At 56.0% G+C, this 16,892-nt stretch carries 18 protein-coding genes; 13 read left to right on the plus strand and 5 right to left on the minus strand.

Annotation, left to right across the window (positions count from 1 at the left end):
* Positions 1 to 163 precede the first annotated feature (163 nt).
* The 3 genes from ACWPM9_RS02035 to ACWPM9_RS02045 all read left to right on the plus strand — a co-directional run bounded on the left by ACWPM9_RS02035 (position 164) and on the right by ACWPM9_RS02045 (position 3,447).
* Positions 164 to 1,360, plus strand: coding sequence for an MFS transporter (locus ACWPM9_RS02035; protein WP_428188128.1), 1,197 nt, complete (start codon positions 164 to 166; stop codon positions 1,358 to 1,360).
* Positions 1,361 to 1,454: 94 nt separating this feature from the next.
* Positions 1,455 to 2,705 carry a flavodoxin-dependent (E)-4-hydroxy-3-methylbut-2-enyl-diphosphate synthase gene (gene ispG, locus ACWPM9_RS02040; protein ID WP_484756583.1) on the plus strand — a complete coding sequence of 417 codons (1,251 nt, stop codon included), beginning with the start codon at positions 1,455 to 1,457 and terminating at the stop codon, positions 2,703 to 2,705.
* Between the two features lie 76 nt (positions 2,706 to 2,781).
* Positions 2,782 to 3,447: a YiaD family glycine zipper/OmpA-like lipoprotein gene (locus ACWPM9_RS02045; protein ID WP_428188130.1), complete on the plus strand. Its 666-nt coding sequence runs from the start codon at positions 2,782 to 2,784 to the stop codon at positions 3,445 to 3,447.
* A gap of 117 nt (positions 3,448 to 3,564) precedes the next feature.
* Here the strand turns inward: ACWPM9_RS02045 and ACWPM9_RS02050 are convergent, their stop codons facing one another.
* A complete protein-coding gene (locus tag ACWPM9_RS02050) occupies positions 3,565 to 4,479 on the minus strand; it encodes a polyprenyl synthetase family protein (RefSeq protein WP_484756584.1) in 915 nt (304 codons plus the stop codon).
* Positions 4,480 to 4,646: 167 nt separating this feature from the next.
* Here ACWPM9_RS02050 and mtgA point away from each other — a divergent pair, with 167 nt between their 5' ends.
* The 4 genes from mtgA to ACWPM9_RS02070 all read left to right on the plus strand — a co-directional run bounded on the left by mtgA (position 4,647) and on the right by ACWPM9_RS02070 (position 6,973).
* Positions 4,647 to 5,345, plus strand: a complete 699-nt coding sequence (gene mtgA, locus ACWPM9_RS02055; protein WP_484756585.1) for a monofunctional biosynthetic peptidoglycan transglycosylase — start codon at positions 4,647 to 4,649, stop codon at positions 5,343 to 5,345.
* 75 nt (positions 5,346 to 5,420) lie between these two features.
* Positions 5,421 to 6,068, plus strand: a complete 648-nt coding sequence (locus tag ACWPM9_RS02060; protein WP_484756586.1) for a glutathione S-transferase family protein — start codon at positions 5,421 to 5,423, stop codon at positions 6,066 to 6,068.
* 160 nt (positions 6,069 to 6,228) lie between these two features.
* The gene (gene rpmF / locus ACWPM9_RS02065; RefSeq protein ID WP_428188133.1) at positions 6,229 to 6,414 is read left to right on the plus strand and encodes a 50S ribosomal protein L32; all 186 of its coding nucleotides are present in this window, start codon (positions 6,229 to 6,231) and stop codon (positions 6,412 to 6,414) included.
* A gap of 151 nt (positions 6,415 to 6,565) precedes the next feature.
* On the plus strand, positions 6,566 to 6,973 hold the full coding sequence (locus ACWPM9_RS02070) for a hypothetical protein (RefSeq protein ID WP_484756587.1): 408 nt from the start codon (positions 6,566 to 6,568) through the stop codon (positions 6,971 to 6,973).
* Between the two features lie 73 nt (positions 6,974 to 7,046).
* Here ACWPM9_RS02070 and phaR read toward each other — a convergent pair whose 3' ends face one another.
* Positions 7,047 to 7,622: a polyhydroxyalkanoate synthesis repressor PhaR gene (gene phaR / locus ACWPM9_RS02075; protein WP_428188135.1), complete on the minus strand. Its 576-nt coding sequence runs from the start codon at positions 7,620 to 7,622 to the stop codon at positions 7,047 to 7,049.
* A 220-nt stretch (positions 7,623 to 7,842) separates the two neighbouring features.
* Between phaR and ACWPM9_RS02080 the strand changes: the two genes are divergently transcribed.
* Positions 7,843 to 9,024: an acetyl-CoA C-acetyltransferase gene (locus ACWPM9_RS02080; protein WP_428188136.1), complete on the plus strand. Its 1,182-nt coding sequence runs from the start codon at positions 7,843 to 7,845 to the stop codon at positions 9,022 to 9,024.
* Positions 9,025 to 9,140: 116 nt separating this feature from the next.
* A complete protein-coding gene (gene phbB, locus ACWPM9_RS02085) occupies positions 9,141 to 9,866 on the plus strand; it encodes an acetoacetyl-CoA reductase (RefSeq protein ID WP_484756588.1) in 726 nt (241 codons plus the stop codon).
* Between the two features lie 119 nt (positions 9,867 to 9,985).
* Here the strand turns inward: phbB and ACWPM9_RS02090 are convergent, their stop codons facing one another.
* Genes ACWPM9_RS02090 through ACWPM9_RS02100 form a run of 3 tightly spaced genes read right to left on the minus strand, consistent with a single transcriptional unit; the run spans position 9,986 to position 11,398 of the window.
* Positions 9,986 to 10,240, minus strand: coding sequence for a glycine zipper domain-containing protein (locus ACWPM9_RS02090; protein WP_428188138.1), 255 nt, complete (start codon positions 10,238 to 10,240; stop codon positions 9,986 to 9,988).
* Between the two features lie 31 nt (positions 10,241 to 10,271).
* Positions 10,272 to 10,427 (minus strand): DUF3309 family protein, encoded by a 156-nt coding sequence (locus ACWPM9_RS02095; protein WP_428188139.1) that lies wholly within the window; start codon positions 10,425 to 10,427, stop codon positions 10,272 to 10,274.
* 44 nt (positions 10,428 to 10,471) lie between these two features.
* A complete protein-coding gene (locus ACWPM9_RS02100) occupies positions 10,472 to 11,398 on the minus strand; it encodes an alpha/beta fold hydrolase (protein ID WP_484756589.1) in 927 nt (308 codons plus the stop codon).
* A gap of 481 nt (positions 11,399 to 11,879) precedes the next feature.
* On the opposite strand from ACWPM9_RS02100, the gene ACWPM9_RS02105 reads away from it, so the two are divergent.
* The 4 genes from ACWPM9_RS02105 to ACWPM9_RS02120 all read left to right on the plus strand — a co-directional run bounded on the left by ACWPM9_RS02105 (position 11,880) and on the right by ACWPM9_RS02120 (position 16,817).
* Positions 11,880 to 14,936: a helicase-related protein gene (locus ACWPM9_RS02105; RefSeq protein ID WP_484756590.1), complete on the plus strand. Its 3,057-nt coding sequence runs from the start codon at positions 11,880 to 11,882 to the stop codon at positions 14,934 to 14,936.
* A 2-nt stretch (positions 14,937 to 14,938) separates the two neighbouring features.
* A complete protein-coding gene (locus ACWPM9_RS02110) occupies positions 14,939 to 15,355 on the plus strand; it encodes an RNA-binding S4 domain-containing protein (RefSeq protein ID WP_428188141.1) in 417 nt (138 codons plus the stop codon).
* A gap of 185 nt (positions 15,356 to 15,540) precedes the next feature.
* Positions 15,541 to 15,879, plus strand: a complete 339-nt coding sequence (fdxA, locus tag ACWPM9_RS02115) for a ferredoxin FdxA (RefSeq protein WP_428188142.1) — start codon at positions 15,541 to 15,543, stop codon at positions 15,877 to 15,879.
* Positions 15,880 to 16,247: 368 nt separating this feature from the next.
* On the plus strand, positions 16,248 to 16,817 hold the full coding sequence (locus ACWPM9_RS02120) for a CarD family transcriptional regulator (protein WP_428188143.1): 570 nt from the start codon (positions 16,248 to 16,250) through the stop codon (positions 16,815 to 16,817).
* Positions 16,818 to 16,892: the final 75 nt, after the last annotated feature.

Consider the following 16,892-nt stretch of genomic DNA (forward strand, 5'->3'; position numbering starts at 1 on the left):
GCTTTCTGTCGGGGTCATAAATCTCGTTGTGAAGGGCGGATTTGCGTTGCAATGGCTAAGGCGGATTTCCGCGAGAAATAAAATGTGACGGTTGTTGCATCGCCCATAGCTTGCAATTTCAATCGATTTAAATAGCTTGCGCCACCGAATGGAGAGCAAGTGAATGTCGACGAATCTGAACAGTGACCGGATCCAAGACGAACGGAGTTCGGCGATCCCCAAGAGCCGCGTTGCTGTCTCGCTGCTGTTTATGGCTAACGGTTTTTTCCTGGGTACATGGGCGCCCAAAATCCCGGAATTCGCCGCGCGACTTCAGCTTTCAGATAGCGGTCTGGGTTTGATGCTGCTGATGTTTGGCCTGGGGTCACTCGCCCTTATGCCGGTCGCAGGGAGCCAGATCGCGCGCTACGGTTCGCGCCGTGTGGTGCAGGTCTCTGCTGTCCTGTTCATTCCGACGCTGCTCGGCATCACGCTTGTTGGCTCCGTTTGGGCCGGTGCTGCGGCACTATTTCTTTTCGGCGGTTTTACCGGTGCAATGGATGTCGCAATGAATGCCAATGCCGTCTCTGTGGAGCGGCGCATGCGTCGCTCGATCATGTCGTCATGCCACGCCTTCTGGAGCCTTGGCGGACTGATTGGCGCCGGAGCAGGCGGCTTCCTTATCGCTCATGTTGGTGTGCTTGCTCATGTCCTGATTGCCACGGGGTTTGCTGGCGCGCTGCTGATCATCGCCTGGCCGATGATCATGGTCGATCGGCCGCATGCGGACGATGTTGTTGCAAAGGCACGGCTTCCCTTGTCACCTCTTCCCTGGCTCATTGGCCTCATGGCGCTGCTATCCATGATCCCGGAGGGTGCCGTTCTCGACTGGGGTGCCATCTATTTGAGAGACGAACTCGGCGCTGATCTGGCTCTTTCAGGTCTCGGTTTTGCAGCATTCTCTCTGACTATGGCGGTCATGCGATTTGCGGGTGACTGGGTGCGCGATCGTTTGGGTGCCGTACTCACGATGCGGATTTGCTCCGTGCTTTCAATGAGTGGTTTGCTGGTGGCGGCGTTTGCACCTGATGTGACGATTGCCATGTGTGGCTTTGCACTGGCCGGTGTCGGAATTTCGAATATGGTGCCTATCGCTTTTTCGGCGGCTGGCAATCTGCCGGGCCTAGCGCCGGGCATCGGACTTTCCGTGGTCACCACCATGGGCTATTCGGGAATCCTGTTTGCTCCGTCTCTCATCGGTTTCGTGGCCGAACACACCTCGCTCGCCAATGTTTATCTTGCCCTGTCGCTGGTCAATCTTGTGGTGCTTGCATTGTCGGGCCTGTCACGTCATGCGGATGCGCCTCACAACGCAGTATGAGGCGGCCAGGGGGCATCGTGGAGGCCATAGAGTTGACAAGCTGTCATGTTTGATCCACCTGACATGCAACCATGCAGCGGTTAGAGAAAATACCATGATCCAAGCGGAAGAATTTGACCCGAAGCCGCGCCGGGCATCTGTTGCGGTCGATGTCGGAGGTGTAATCGTCGGAGGCGGTGCTCCGGTCGTGGTGCAATCCATGACCAATACCGATACAGCAGATGTCGATGCGACGGTTGCACAGGTGGCAGCGCTCCATAAGTCCGGCTCAGAAATGGTGCGCATTACCGTGGATCGCGACGAAAGTGCCGCGGCGGTGCCTAAGATCCGCGAACGCTTGTTGCGTCTCGGACAAGACGTGCCCCTGATTGGCGACTTCCATTATATCGGTCACAAATTGCTGGCCGACCATCCGGCTTGCGCCGAGGCATTGGCAAAATATCGCATCAATCCGGGCAATGTCGGTTTCAAGGACAAAAAAGACAAGCAGTTCGCCGATATCATCGAAATGGCGATCCGCCATGATAAGCCGGTTCGTATCGGCGTGAACTGGGGCTCGCTGGACCAGGAATTGCTGACCCGGCTGATGGACGACAACCAGTCGAACGGCTCCCCGCTGTCGGCGCGCCAGGTGACACGCGAGGCAATCGTTCAGTCGGCACTTTTGTCTGCAGAGCTTGCCGAGGAAATCGGCCTGCCGCGCAATCGCATTATCCTGTCGGCAAAGGTTTCGCAGGTGCAGGACCTGATCGCTGTCTATTCGATGCTGGCTCAGCGATCGGGTCACGCGCTTCATCTGGGCCTGACGGAAGCCGGCATGGGATCGAAGGGGATCGTCGCGTCTTCCGCAGCCATGGGATACGTGCTTCAACATGGCATTGGCGATACGATCCGTGTCTCGCTGACACCCGAGCCCAATGGAGACCGTACCCGCGAGGTGCAGGTTGCCCAGGAATTGCTGCAGGTCATGGGATTTCGACAATTCGTGCCGGTGGTCGCCGCATGTCCGGGCTGCGGACGGACCACATCCACCGTCTTCCAGGAACTGGCACAGCGCATCGAGGGCGATCTGCGCAAGAACATGCCGGTGTGGCGCGAGAAATACCCGGGTGTTGAGGGTCTGAACGTCGCAGTGATGGGCTGTATCGTCAACGGTCCCGGTGAAAGCAAACACGCCGATATCGGCATTTCGCTTCCGGGGACGGGCGAAAGCCCCGCTGCGCCGATTTTCATCGACGGTGCCAAGGCGATGACACTTCGCGGTCCCAATATCGCCTCTGATTTCGAAGCGCTTGTCATTGACTATATCGAGAAGCGTTACGGACAAAAAAGTGCTGCAGAGTAGGTTGTGGTGAGCGCTTTCCTCATATTGCCGCAATTGTTATGTTGAGCGAGAGGAACATCATGGAGCGAACCCAACAATGATCAAGAAGCTGCCCATTCTCGCGCTTGCCGCGTTCTATCTCAGTGCCTGCACGACGACAGACCCCTATACAGGCGAGCAGAAGGTTTCCAACACCGCCGGCGGCGCCGTACTCGGCGCAGCACTTGGCGCGGTCGGTGGAGCTGTCGTTGGCGGCGGCGGCAAGGGAAGCCGCAATGCTGCGCTGATCGGCGCAGGTATCGGCGCGCTCGCTGGCGGTGCCATCGGCAACTACATGGATCGCCAGGAGGCCGAGCTTCGTGCGCAGCTTCAGGGAACCGGGATCTCGGTTACCCGTTCCGGCGACAGCATCATCCTAAACATGCCGTCGAATATCACATTCGCATCCGACCAGTTTGCGGTAATGCCGAACTTCTATCCGACGCTCAATTCCGTGGCGATCGTCTTGAACAAGTTCAATCAGACGCTTGTCGATATCAACGGACATACGGACTCTACCGGCAGTTTGCAGCACAATCAGGAGCTGTCGCAGAATCGTGCGCAATCCGTTGCAAACTATCTGTTCGGGCAGGGGCTTGATCCTCGACGCGTATCGGCGGTCGGCTTTGGCCCAAGCCAGCCGATCGCGACGAACGCGACACCGGAAGGACGCGCTCAAAACCGCCGTGTCGAAGTTCAGATCTCGCCGCTCAGAAAGGGCTAACCACATCCGGTTCAGAGTTTGGGAAAAGCGCTGTCTTCGGATGGCGCTTTTTCATGTGCGGAGGGGCGCAAGGCTAGCGCAGGCGATCTCGGGACAAATGTTGTGGTCGAAGGTCGTCTAGTTTTTGCGATTGGCGACGAAGTGTGCGGCTGCAATCAGCGTGCTTGCCCGGTCGCCGAAGGGCCTCAGAATATCCGTCGCTTCGGCGACAAGCCTTGAAAGTTCGCTTTCGGCCCACTGCTGTCCTTTGAGCGCCAATAGCGTGCCCTTGCCGCGGGCGGCGTCCTTGCCGGTTGCCTTGCCCATGGTTGCAGCATCGGCAGTCAGGTCCAGCAGATCGTCTGCAAGCTGGAATGCTCTGCCAATCAATTCACCGAAACTTCGCATGCGCATGCGCTCTGGCAGCGGCGCGTCTGCCAATATTGCTCCTGCCTCGCAGGCATAGCGCAACAGGGCACCTGTCTTCATCGCTTGCAGGGTTACTATGCCCGATTCATCGGGGGCTGACTTTTCTGCTGCCAGATCGAGTGCCTGGCCTCCGGCCATTCCGCCAATGCCGGCCGCGCGGGCGAGCTCAAGTACAAGCTGTGTTTTCGCCTTGTCGGTGAGATCCGTCTCGGGGGCGGCAACGATGTCGAAGGCAAGCGTCAGCAGTCCATCACCGGCCAGGATGGCGGTCGCTTCGTCGAAGGCAATGTGAACCGTTGGCTTGCCGCGTCGCAGATCATCGTTGTCCATGGCAGGCAGATCATCATGCACCAGCGAATAACAGTGCAGACATTCAAGCGCCGCGCCAACGCGAATCGCCGCAACCTGATCGGCGCCAAAGAGTGCGGCGCTTTCCATCAGCAGGAAGGGACGGAGCCGCTTGCCACCATTCAAAACACCATGGCGCATGGCTGCCAGCAAATGTTCAGGTCGGGCAATCTCGCCTTCAAGCGCCTTCTCGTCCAGCACAGTGGAAAGCGCGTCTTCAACACGGGCAGCGGCTATGCGCAATCGGGTTTCGAAAGTCGTGGATTGATCGGTCATGAGCGTTGTTTTGCACGAGCGAAATTGTCTGGCAACGAGAATCTTCCGGCCTATCCATCGTCATTCAATTGTGGCCTATGGCCATGAGATTGCAGGGACGTTAAGAACAATCCAAGGCGGTGGGCCACTGAGCCTCGAAAACCTGAAGGAAGGGCGCTTTGGAAGAGATGGCATCGAGGCGAGGCTTGAAATTGGGCTATTGGTTGCGGCGCGTGTTGTTGGTTCTGCTGGCGCTTGTGGTTCTGCCCTATTTTCTGATCCTCGTTTACGCCGTGCCGACCGTTCATCCGATGTCGACGCTGATGCTGACAGACTTCGTGACATTTCAGAACTATGACCGACGCTGGACGAATTTCGATGATATTTCGCCCAATGTCGTGCAGGCGGTGATGATGTCCGAGGACGGTCAGTTCTGTAATCATGACGGTGTTGACTGGGGCGAGATGAAGGGCGTGGTGGAAGAGGCGCTCGCAGGGGAAGCGACGCGCGGTGCCAGCACGATCCCCATGCAGACGGTCAAGAACCTCTATCTCTGGAATAGCCGATCTTTTGTGCGAAAGGCGTTTGAGATTCCACTCGCCATCACATCCGATTTCATCTGGTCCAAGCGGCGGATAATGGAGATCTACCTGAACATCGCAGAATGGGGTCCGGGAATTTACGGCATAGAAGCTGCTGCCCAATACCATTTCAAGGTTTCCGCATCCAAACTCTCCCGGCGACAGGCGGCGCTACTGGCCGTTTCTCTGCCAAATCCGATGGAGCGCAATGCCAGCAAGCCGACGAAGGCACTCAATCGACTTGCTGCGCGCGTAGAGCGACTGGCGCGCAATTCCGGGGCATATATCACCTGCCTTTATGACTGAGTTTCATAAGTTTCATTAGTCGCAGCCGCCACTCGGAAGTAGCCTGATGGCCGGATTGTTCAAAGGGACGGCATCATGAGCGAACTTATTCTCCATATCGGAAACAAGAATTACTCCTCATGGTCGTTCCGTCCGTGGATCGCCATGACCGGGTGCGGGATCGATTTTGAAGAGCGGCTCATTCCTTTCGATTTTCCGGGCGGAAATCAGGCAATACGAGCGGTGTCGCCAACCGGTCGGGTGCCGCTGCTCGAGCATGGCGAAATCAAGGTTTGGGAATCTCTGGCGATTATCGAATATGTCGCTGAACTGTATCCAGACGCTGGCTTGTGGCCGAGAGCATCAGGCGATCGCGCCGTGGCACGGTCAATTTGTATGGAAATGTTGTCGGGCTTTTCGGCTTTACGTGGCGCATGTCCGATGAACATGCGCCGGCCACGGCGTTCCATCGATTTGCCAGACGGCGTGATGAAGGATGTGGCCCGGATAACTGCCATCTGGCGGGAAATGCGCACTCGCTCAGGCGGACCATTCCTGTTTGGTGCGTTCAGTGCGGCCGATGCCATGTTCGCCCCGGTGGTCAATCGCTTTGATATTTACGGACTGGTTGATGATGCCGATACAGTGGCGTATATGGACGCGATGAAAGCCCATCCGGCATGGCGCAAATGGCTGGCGTCGGCACTGGAAGAAAGCTGGATTGTCGAAGAAGATGAAGCTTAGACCAATGAATCGGAGCTTGCGCGCAAAAAATGCGCTTTGGGTCTGGTCAAAGCTCGGTGGGACATGTATAAGCCCGCCAAATTCCGAGATCGTGACATGATCGGTCCGGCCGAAAAACAGGCCGGGGATTATGTTTTGTCCGTCATTTGGAGTAGTTGAAATGGCTGTACCGAAAAGAAAAACGACCCCGTCCAAGCGCGGTATGCGCCGCTCTGCTGACGCACTGAAGGCTCCGACTTACGTCGAAGACAAGAACTCAGGCGAACTTCGCCGCCCGCACCATGTCGATCTGAAGACCGGCATGTATCGCGGTCGTCAGGTTTTAACGCCGAAGGAAAGCGCATAATTTTTGCGTTTGCACGAACTTTAAAAAGGCTGGCGTTTTGCCAGCCTTTTTTCTTTTTAGCAGAGCATCATTTATTCCAAGCGCAAACTGGACTATGAAGTCGGTCATTCATCGCATCGATGTGAATTGATCCCGGAGGCTTAGAGACTAGATGATTGCCGCATTCCCGCTCATGATCCTTCCCTTCATCCTGTACAATCTGGTGATGCTGGGGGCGCTTGGCGGAGATGGCGCATCGACATTCGCGCAGGTGATCTTGTCGCTATCGATGCTCTCTGGCGCTCTTTGGACACTGTCCCTCGGGGACCTCTTTATCCTGATCGCGCTTGCGCTTCTTTTCGTCGAGATCTTGAAAGCCACTCGCACGGCTTCCGGCTCCTTGCTCAACCACATGTTGTCGATGCTGGTCTTTGTGGCCTATCTGGTCGAGTTCCTGCTTGTCAGGGGCGCTGCCACGCAGATTTTCTTTATCCTGATGGTCATCGCGTTCATTGATGTGGTGGCAGGCTTTGCCGTCTCCATCCGAAGCGCCGGCAGAGATGTGTCGATCGGGCTCTGAGCCAGTCGCACAAAAAAGCCTCCGGCAGGTCTTGGCCTATCCGGAGGTCATGTTTCGAAATCAGCGCCTGATGTCAGAGATTGTCGAGCTTGTTTTGCAGTGAGCGCAACTGCTCCTTCAACTCGTCTATGTCCTTTGCCTCTGCCTTTTTCGATTCCTTTTGCGGCTGTGTCGCAAGGAATGGCGAGAACATCTGCATCGCCTGATGGAACATGTCAGTGTTTCGTTTGACCTGCTCTTCCATCAACTGGATTGGCATCTGGAAATTCTTCGGAAGCGGCATTTCTCCGAATGCGGATGTCATCTGTTCGCGCATCTGGGCTTGCTGTTCAGTGAAGGCCTTCATTGAGTGTTCGAGGAAGCTTGGAACAACCATTTGCATCTGGTCGCCATAATAGCCAATAAGCTGTCTCAGGAATGAGATTGGCAACAATGTATTGCCTGTCTTCGACTCCTGCTCGAAGATGATTTGCGTCAAAACCGAATGGGTAATGTCTTCACCGGACTTCGCGTCCTGCACCGTAAAGTCTTCGCCTTTTTTGACCATCTTGGCCAGGTCGTCCAGCGTCACATAGGTGCTGGTGCCGGTATTGTAGAGGCGTCGATTGGCATATTTCTTGATAACGATCTCGCCATCGTTTTTTGCCATAATTGTCTCCTGACCCCAAAAATATCTTTGTTTTTGCAACTCCCAATGCAACTGTAATCGCAAACGAAGCGACCTGACAATCTATTTGTGCGTTGCAGAAGTTCGCATCTGGAAGCCTCAAATTACCTTCAGACCAAATTATCCATCACTCGCTTGTCGTTTGACTTAACATCAAAGCTTTGTCAGGTTTCGTTCAGCAAAAATAGTGAGGAAACATCCCATGAGCACACCCTCCATCGTTATTGCAAGTGCCGGGCGCACCGCTGTGGGCTCCTTTAACGGGGCCTTTGCCAACGTACATGCGCATGATCTGGGCGCGACTGTCTTGAAAGGCGTCCTCGAGAGAGCGGGTGTCGATGGCAAAGAAGTCGATGAGGTCATTCTCGGGCAAATTCTGACTGCAGGGGAGGGCCAGAACCCGGCCCGTCAGGCAGCCATGAAGGCGGGTATCCCGCAGGAAACGACCGCTTGGGGCATGAACCAGCTCTGTGGCTCCGGTCTACGTGCCGTTGCCCTTGGAATGCAGCAGATCGCGACCGGTGACGCAAAGATCATCCTTGCAGGTGGTCAGGAATCCATGTCCATGGCGCCGCATTGCGCTCACCTGCGTTCAGGTACCAAGATGGGCGACATGAAAATGATCGACACCATGATTAAAGACGGCCTCACGGACGCCTTTTATGGCTATCACATGGGCATCACCGCCGAGAATGTTGCGCGCCAATGGCAGCTTTCCCGCGAAGAGCAGGATCAGTTTGCACTTGCCTCCCAAAACAAGGCTGAGGCAGCGCAGAAGGCTGGCAAGTTCAAGGACGAGATCATTCCTTTTGTAGTTTCTAACCGCAAGGGTGACGTCACCGTCGACTCCGACGAATATATCCGTCTGGGCGCCACAATGGACAACATGACCAAGTTGAAGCCGGCCTTCGACAAGGAAGGAACGGTGACAGCCGCCAACGCGTCCGGTATCAATGACGGTGCGGCAGCCGCGCTGTTGATGACGGAGAGCGAAGCATCACGTCGTGGCATAACACCGCTGGCGCGTATTGCGTCGTGGGCCACGGCAGGCGTGGATCCAAAGATCATGGGTACAGGCCCCATTCCGGCATCGCGCAAGGCCTTGGAAAAGGCCGGCTGGAAGATCGGCGATCTCGATCTGGTCGAGGCCAATGAAGCCTTTGCCGCACAGGCTTGCGCCGTCAACAAGGATCTTGGCTGGGATACATCCATTGTGAACGTCAATGGCGGAGCCATCGCCATTGGTCATCCGGTGGGTGCCTCGGGCGCGCGCATTCTCAACACGTTGCTGTTTGAAATGCAGCGTCGTGGCGCCAAGAAGGGACTTGCAACCCTTTGCATCGGTGGCGGCATGGGCGTGGCCATGTGCCTTGAATCCATGTGACATTAGAAACAACGGCTGATCTTTGTTGAAGAGATCAGCCGTTATTCGGCGACATCGGCAGGTTCCAATAGAAGGGCCGCCATCGCCCAAACCATACCCAGAGGGAGGCTGGCTCTATGAGCAGAGTTGCATTGGTTACAGGCGGCACACGAGGAATCGGTGCTGCAATCTCGGTCGCGCTGAAGGAGGCAGGCCACAAGGTCGCTGCCAACTACGCAGGCAATGAAGAGAAGGCCAAGGCCTTCGAAAGCGAGACTGGCATCCCCGTCTTTAAATGGGATGTGTCGAATTATGCATCGTGTGCAGACGGTGTCGCAGCCGTCGAAGCTGCACTCGGTCCAGTCGATATTCTTGTGAACAATGCCGGGATCACGCGTGATGCGATGTTCCACAAGATGACGCCCGATCAATGGCTTGAAGTGATCAATACCAATCTGAACGGCGTCTTCAACATGACGCATCCGGTCTGGACTGGCATGCGAGATCGCAATTTTGGCCGCGTGATTACGATATCATCCATCAATGGTCAGAAGGGTCAGATGGGACAGGTCAACTATTCGGCCTCCAAGGCCGGCGATCTGGGGCTGACCAAGGCGCTCGCCCAGGAAGGCGCCGCCAAGGGAATTACGGTCAATGCAGTATGTCCCGGCTATATAGCCACCGAAATGGTGAAGGCCATTCCTGAAAAAGTGCTGAACGAGCGTATCATTCCGCAAATCCCCGTCGGTCGGCTCGGCGAGCCGGAAGAGATTGGACGCATCGTGACTTTTCTCGCCTCTGACGATGCCGGATTTATTACCGGCTCGACTATCTCGGCAAATGGCGGACAGTTCTTCGTCTGAACTAAAAAAGCCGGACCATCAGTGCGAAGCAAGCTGATGGCCCGGCTTTAATGTAGACGCTATTTCGGCTCCTCATGTCCGAAACGTAAAGGCCGATACGAGATCGGCATCTACACTTTTTAGCGGCAACGGGCCTCATAGGTGCGGCCGTGGCGATCGCGATAGACGCAATAGCCCGCGCGTTCCTGGGACCGCCCGATCAGAGCGCCGGCAACACCACCAGCCACGGCACCGATTGCTGCACCGCCTACGGAATTCGATGCGATACCACCGATAACCGCGCCACCGGCTGCGCCAACCGACGCACCACGTTCCGTGGCAGTGCAGGATGCGAGAGCAGCGATGAGACCGAGTGAAAGAAGTACTTTTTTCATTTTGGAAGTCCTTTAATAGGGGGCTTTCAGATCAGATTCGGCCCATCAGGAGCAAAATCAGAATAATGACCACGACGAGACCGAGGCCGCCGGAGGGACCGTAGCCCCATGAGCGGCTGTAACCCCAGTTGGGCAGTGCGCCAATCAGCAATAAGACAAGAACAACAAGCAGAACCGTACCGAGCATAAGACCCTCTCCTTTTTGGTAGGCCGAATAGAAACTTCGACACATTAATGCTGGTGCGGCTGATTTGTTCCGAGCACCAGGTGGGGAATGCGTCGTGACACGTTAGCCAGCACTGACCAACGGCGCCGCGACTCGACCGGATTGATGCTCGCTTTCTGGGGCTGTGCATGTGCAAGTGCTCTTCCTCTCGCAGAGAGAGGCGATCTCACCAGGATAGGCGCTTCGATGAAGCGCTCCAGAACCTTGTTGAATTCACTCTGTCGCTCAACCATCAACAGATGACCTGAGTTTCCAAAGAGAACTGTCTGCGCATTGGGAAGCATTCTCGATATGCGTATCTGATGTGATGGCGGAACGATTGAATCATTTGCTCCGATAATATTCAGCGCCGGAACCTGAAGTTCGGGTAATACGGGCAGTGCCGATGTCCGCTGGAACCAGGCGACAACGGACGCGATGTCCTCCGGTCTGGATCGCTGAAGCTGGATGCGCACCTCTTCCATCATCGCACGTGCCTCCTCGGTCTCCCAAGGGCAGGTCTTGTCATAGACACATTCGATGGACCCTTGACGGAAATGCTGTTGGCTCGAAATCCAGCGCCGGAAGCAGGCGGCAAAAAATCTTGGGCCAAGACCAGGAATTCGAAGAATTCGAGCGGCGACCCTTTCGCGTCCCTCAAACCGCCCGCAGGCAAAGCTGCCCATCAGCACCACCGATTGAATGAGGTCAGGCCTTGCCGCAGCGAGGAGAAGGGAAACGAATCCGCCCGTCGAGTGACCAACCAGTGTGACGCGGCCAAAGGGAAAGTCCTCTTCGATAGCCTTCGCGTAGGCTTCAACGATCTGATCGGTCGTCAGTTGTGCTCCGGCTGAGGCAAGAGGCCAAGGATGATGTCCAGGGAGAGGGTAAGCGACCGCGTTACGCTCTCGAACACAACCTGGCGCATAAAGTCGCCAGAAAGTGGGGGACATGGCCAAGCCGTGTATGAATACGAAATTTCGACCCGTGTTTCGCGACAACCATTCAGCCGGGGGACGCCCAAGACTCATGTTCGTTAACCTCTGCGCTTTTCGCAAGCCAAACGGTTATCCTACGCATCGGTTCCGACTCGATCTCTGGTTCGCACCTTTTCTCGGCGCGATGTCGCGAGGAGGCCCCTATTCCGACTGAGCATCAGGGATGCGCTATAAATTTCCGCCTGGACAAAGCCGCGGACGCCCCATCGCTTTTCCGTCGCCGTCTGGTTTCCAGGTCGCACCTGAGATCTGCGATACGAGATGGCTTTGGCCGGAACAGGCGTGCGCCTCTGCCTCTCAACGGTGATTATTTCCCTCAAATGCGGAAACATCGCTTGCCTTTGCTGTCGATGATCGCCATGTCTTGCCCGACCGCGTCGCAACATTCGGATTGCGTGGTTGCTTAATTGCGGAGCAGGGATTGACGTCGCAACCCATGATATTGAGCGGCCGCGGCGTTACAGCTGTGCTGGGGCCGACGAATACAGGCAAGACCCATTTCGCGATCGAGCGAATGATTTCCCATGGTACCGGGATCATCGGGTTGCCCTTACGGCTTCTTGCACGAGAGGTTTACACCCGCGTTGTCGAACGCGTCGGCCTGTCTCAGGTCGCTCTCATTACCGGTGAAGAACGAATTTCGCCGCCCGGTGCCCGGTTTTCGGTGTGCACGGTCGAGGCATTGCCGCGTGACACCAAGGTGGGGTTTGTCGCGATTGACGAAATCCAATTGGCAAGCGACCTGGAGCGCGGGCATATCTTTACTGACCGTCTTCTCCACCTTCGTGGGCGCGAGGAGACGCTTCTTCTCGGTTCAGGGACGATGAAGCCTATTCTCCAGCAGTTGCTGCCAGGGATCGTGGTCGTAGAACGCCCAAGGCTGTCACAACTTTTCTATGCCGGCCAAAAGAAAATCACCCGACTTCCGCAGCGGACTGCTATCGTTGCGTTTTCTGCCGACGAGGTTTACGCGATTGCCGAGCTGATCCGGCGTCAACGTGGCGGCGCAGCCGTTGTTCTCGGCGCGCTCAGCCCGCGCACACGCAATGCCCAGGTCGGTCTCTACCAGGAAGGCGATGTCGAATATCTTGTTGCTACCGATGCTATTGGCATGGGGCTTAATCTTGATGTCGATCATGTCGCTTTCGCTCAGGACCGAAAATTTGACGGCTACCAGTTCCGCAACCTCAACCCAAGCGAACTGGGCCAGATTGCGGGTCGTGCCGGCAGACATTTGAAGGACGGCACATTCGGAGTGACTGGTCGAGTCTCTCCTTTTGACAACGAGATGGTGGAAAGACTGGAAAGCCATCATTTCGATGCGGTCAAAGTCTTGCAGTGGCGGACGGCCGATTTCGATTTTTCGTCTCTCGACGCCTTGCGCCGCAGCCTGGAAGCGACACCGAAGATAGCTGGGCTGACGAAGGCTTTGCCGGCAATCGATCAGCAGGCGCTCGAAACGCTGGTGCGATATCCCGAAATCAGGGATTTGGCCACAAAGCCCGAACGTGTTCAAAAGCTTTGGGAAGCTTGCGCGTTGCCGGATTATCGGCGGATAACGCCAGCCCAGCATGCGGAACTGATATCTAGCCTCTTTTCTGATCTTGCGCGATACGGCACAGTGAACGAGAATTTTATGGCCGAACAGGTCATGCGCGCGGATCGAACGGATGGGGAAATAGACACGCTATCTGCTCGAATCGCGCAAATAAGAACTTGGACATATGTATCAAATCGGCCCGGTTGGCTTGCCGATCCGACACACTGGCAGGAAAAGACACGGGAAATCGAAGATCGATTGTCCGATGCGCTACATGATAGGTTGACGAAACGCTTTGTTGATCGCAGGACATCTGTGCTCATGAAGCGCCTGAGAGAGAATGCAATGCTTGAAGCTGAAATTAGTGTTAATGGCGATGTCTTCGTCGAAGGACATCACGTCGGACAACTAGCCGGATTCCGATTTACAATGGCCGTTGGGACAGAAGGTCCTGATGCAAAGGCTATTCAGACGGCAGCGCAAAAAGCGCTATCGCTGGAATTCGAGGCACGCGCTGCGCGTATCCATGCTTCGGGCAATAATGATCTGGCCTTGAGCTCTGATGGCCTTGTTCGTTGGATGGGCGAGCCTGTTGGCCGCTTGATCGGTGCTGATCATGTGATGCATCCGCGCGTCATCCTGCTGGCAGACGAACAGCTGACCGGAAATGCCCGCGACCATGTCGTCGCGCGTATCGAGCGCTTCGTGAATCACCATATTTCCACAGTGCTGAAGCCACTGGATGATCTTTCGCGCGCCGAAGATCTTCAAGGTCTGGCAAAGGGGCTGGCGTTTCAGCTTGTTGAGAACCTTGGTGTCCTCTTCCGTCGCGATGTTTCAGATGACGTTAAGTCGCTGGACCAGGAATCGCGCGCATCCATTCGCCGTTATGGCGTCCGCTTTGGCGCCTATCATATTTTTGTGCCCTCGCTGTTGAAGCCTGCGCCAGCGGAGTTGATTACGCTGCTTTGGGCGCTGAAGAACGACGGTATGGAGAAGCCGGGCTATGGCGATCTCATTCCGGTTCTGGCGGCAGGGCGAACATCCGTTGTGACGGATCCGACCTATGAACGCATGTTCTACAAGCTTGCCGGTTTCCGGTTTCTTGGAAAGCGGGCCGTTCGCATCGATATTCTTGAGCGGTTGGCGGATATCATTCGGCCTCTGCTGCAGTGGAAGCCGGGGCAGGCGGCGCGGCCGGAAGGCGCCTATGATGGTCGCCGCTTCACGGCGACGACCGCAATGCTGTCGATCCTCGGTGCGACCCCTGACGACATGGAAGAAATTCTCAAGGGCCTTGGCTATCGCGCAGACAGCGTGACGGCAGAAGAAGCGCAAGCCCATCTCGGACAGCAAGACGGTGCATCTGCAACTGTTTCGGCAAAGGGCGAACCCGCAACAGCAGAGAAATCGAACACGGATGCTGTCGAGGGCGGTACAGATACCCCTTCAGCGGTCGAAGAAGCGAGTACTCCTTCTGAAGCCGCGGTCGCCGCTGACGTAGTTGCGACCGACGTCGCCTCGGAGGATAAGCCCGTCGAGACGGCTGGGACGGAACCGTCTGGTGAGCCTGCTGTTTCTCAGGACGCAGATGTGGCGGAGCCGAAGCCGGTACTCTTGTGGCGCCCGGGCGGTCGCAGCGACAACCAGCGCGGCGAACGTGCACCCAATGCCAATAAGGGTCGAGGTCGCCGCAATGATGCTGAAGCGCAAGGCGAGCGCCGTCGGGATGGTCAGCCATCAAAGCAGGGCGACCGTGACGATAATCGCGGCGGCCACGGGAAACGTGGAGAGCGCCAGGACCGCAAGCCGTTTGGTGATCAGCGTCCGAAGCGCAACGAAAAGGGTCAGCCCAATCGCTTCGATTCCAAGCCGGTTCGCAAGGAAAAGCCGCTTGATCCCGATTCGCCCTTTGCCAAGCTTGCCGCGCTCAAGGAGCAGATGAAGAAGTAGTCATGGGCGAACGGGAGCAGCCGGTTGGCGGCTTGCGCCAGCGCATCGACAAGTGGCTCTTTTTTGCGCGGCTTGCCAAGTCCCGGTCCCTGGCGCAAAGCAAGATTTTGTCTGGTCATGTGAAGGTCAACGGAGTGACTGCGAAGCAGCCGAGCCGTTTGGTTGGGCCAGACGACCGCATCGACATTGCGCTTGAGCGGAGAAATCTCGTTGTCATCATAAAAGCCTGCGGCGAGCGCCGTGGCCCGTTTGAGCAGGCGCGGTTGCTTTACGACGATGTTTCGCCTCCGCAGGAAGAACGCGAAGCTGTCAGTCTCTACGAACAAGCTCAGCGCGCGCCGGGTGCCGGGCGGCCCACCAAAAAAGAACGGCGCGAGGTTGATCGTGTGCTGGGTCGTGACCTCTGGGATGCGGAATAGAATAAGTTGCCTCGCAAGGGGCTATTTTCAGGATGGTTTATCCTTGCTATAGCGCGGCGAAGGCAATAGCTGAGATGTAATATCCGGATATGCTTGTGGCTCCCTATCGGTGCCACGCGAAACATCCGGCAATAGGCGATAGGCGTGCTCCCAGCGCCGAAACTGACAAAATTCTGGAGTGTTGCATGACCTATATCGTGACCGACAACTGCATTCGCTGCAAATACACCGATTGCGTCGAGGTCTGCCCTGTCGACTGCTTTTATGAAGGCGAGAATTTTCTCGTGATTCACCCGGATGAATGCATCGACTGCGGCGTGTGTGAACCGGAATGTCCAGCTGAGGCGATCAAGCCTGACACGGAGCCGGGGCTCGACAAGTGGCTGAAGCTTAATACGGACTTCGCTCAGATCTGGCCCAATATCACGGTGAAGCGTGATCCTCTGCCGGAAGCAAAAGAGATGGATGGCGTAGAAGGCAAGTTTGAAAAGTTCTTCTCCGAAAAGCCGGGAGCCGGCGACTGAGGCGTTGCGTCGCCTGTTGCGCTCCGACAGCTATTTTGCCTGAACGACCTTTCGGCGTGTGGCCGAAGGGGAGGCAGTTGCGGGCAAGCAAAACATTGATTTCTTCATATTTTTATGCTAGGGTCATGAAACTGATCCATTTAAGGCAATTCAATTGCCACAACTTCACGAAAGCAATCAGCAATTTCCGCGGTTTTTTGACATCTGCGACGACAAGTCGCCTCGTCAGCGCCGGGGAGTGTTTTCTGCTTTAATCTAATCAACTGGACCAGGATGGAATGACCTGGCGGATTTCCCCCGTCTCATCCGGGCCTGATTGACCCGGCACCGGCAAAAGCCGGAAGCATCATAGGGAGTTTTTAACGCGAATGACGACCCAGCAGAAAAAATCTTCGACGCGCCAAGGTTTCAAGACCGGCGAATCGATTGTCTATCCCGCTCACGGTGTCGGTACCATTACCGCTATCGAGGAGCAAGAAGTTGCCGGCATGAAGCTTGAGCTTTTTGTTATTGATTTCGATAAAGATAAAATGCGCCTGAAGGTGCCTGTCGCTAAAGCTCTCACGATCGGTATGCGTAAGCTTTCCGAGACGGATTTTGTCGAGCGTGCTCTCAAGGTTGTTCAGGGCAAGGCGCGCGTCAAGCGTACCATGTGGTCCCGCCGCGCACAGGAATATGATGCAAAGATCAATTCTGGCGACCTTATCCTGATCGCTGAAGTGGTTCGCGATCTTTATCGCGCTGAAAATCAGCCGGAACAGTCCTATTCCGAGCGCCAGCTCTATGAGGCTGCTCTTGATCGCATGGCGCGCGAAATCGCTGCCGTGAACAAAGTATCTGATACCGAGGCTGTTCGTCTCGTAGAGGTCAGCCTCAACAAGGGGCCGAAGCGCGGACGCACTGCAGATGAAGACGATGCGCAGGAAGAAGCGGCGTAACAGCAACTGCTGATGCAGTCAGCTTTACCCTGTCTCTAATAAGGCGTGCCCAACTGTGAAGCGTGGGCGCGCTTT

The organism is Agrobacterium sp. H141, from assembly GCF_057158725.1.

What these genes read in the sequence shown, in the direction of transcription:
- phbB (WP_484756588.1), top strand. Translation starts at nt 9,141, where the DNA reads ATGAGCAGAGTTGCATTGGTTACAGGCGGCACACGAGGAATCGGTGCT.
- fdxA (WP_428188142.1), top strand. Translation starts at nt 15,541, where the DNA reads ATGACCTATATCGTGACCGACAACTGCATTCGCTGCAAATACACCGAT.
- ACWPM9_RS02050 (WP_484756584.1), bottom strand. Translation starts at nt 4,479, where the DNA reads ATGACCGATCAATCCACGACTTTCGAAACCCGATTGCGCATAGCCGCT.
- ACWPM9_RS02045 (WP_428188130.1), top strand. Translation starts at nt 2,782, where the DNA reads ATGATCAAGAAGCTGCCCATTCTCGCGCTTGCCGCGTTCTATCTCAGT.
- ACWPM9_RS02095 (WP_428188139.1), bottom strand. Translation starts at nt 10,427, where the DNA reads ATGCTCGGTACGGTTCTGCTTGTTGTTCTTGTCTTATTGCTGATTGGC.
- ACWPM9_RS02105 (WP_484756590.1), top strand. Translation starts at nt 11,880, where the DNA reads ATGATATTGAGCGGCCGCGGCGTTACAGCTGTGCTGGGGCCGACGAAT.
- ACWPM9_RS02090 (WP_428188138.1), bottom strand. Translation starts at nt 10,240, where the DNA reads ATGAAAAAAGTACTTCTTTCACTCGGTCTCATCGCTGCTCTCGCATCC.
- ACWPM9_RS02035 (WP_428188128.1), top strand. Translation starts at nt 164, where the DNA reads ATGTCGACGAATCTGAACAGTGACCGGATCCAAGACGAACGGAGTTCG.
- ispG (WP_484756583.1), top strand. Translation starts at nt 1,455, where the DNA reads ATGATCCAAGCGGAAGAATTTGACCCGAAGCCGCGCCGGGCATCTGTT.
- ACWPM9_RS02100 (WP_484756589.1), bottom strand. Translation starts at nt 11,398, where the DNA reads ATGTCCCCCACTTTCTGGCGACTTTATGCGCCAGGTTGTGTTCGAGAG.
- ACWPM9_RS02060 (WP_484756586.1), top strand. Translation starts at nt 5,421, where the DNA reads ATGAGCGAACTTATTCTCCATATCGGAAACAAGAATTACTCCTCATGG.
- ACWPM9_RS02080 (WP_428188136.1), top strand. Translation starts at nt 7,843, where the DNA reads ATGAGCACACCCTCCATCGTTATTGCAAGTGCCGGGCGCACCGCTGTG.
- mtgA (WP_484756585.1), top strand. Translation starts at nt 4,647, where the DNA reads ATGGCATCGAGGCGAGGCTTGAAATTGGGCTATTGGTTGCGGCGCGTG.
- rpmF (WP_428188133.1), top strand. Translation starts at nt 6,229, where the DNA reads ATGGCTGTACCGAAAAGAAAAACGACCCCGTCCAAGCGCGGTATGCGC.
- ACWPM9_RS02120 (WP_428188143.1), top strand. Translation starts at nt 16,248, where the DNA reads ATGACGACCCAGCAGAAAAAATCTTCGACGCGCCAAGGTTTCAAGACC.
- ACWPM9_RS02070 (WP_484756587.1), top strand. Translation starts at nt 6,566, where the DNA reads ATGATTGCCGCATTCCCGCTCATGATCCTTCCCTTCATCCTGTACAAT.
- ACWPM9_RS02110 (WP_428188141.1), top strand. Translation starts at nt 14,939, where the DNA reads ATGGGCGAACGGGAGCAGCCGGTTGGCGGCTTGCGCCAGCGCATCGAC.
- phaR (WP_428188135.1), bottom strand. Translation starts at nt 7,622, where the DNA reads ATGGCAAAAAACGATGGCGAGATCGTTATCAAGAAATATGCCAATCGA.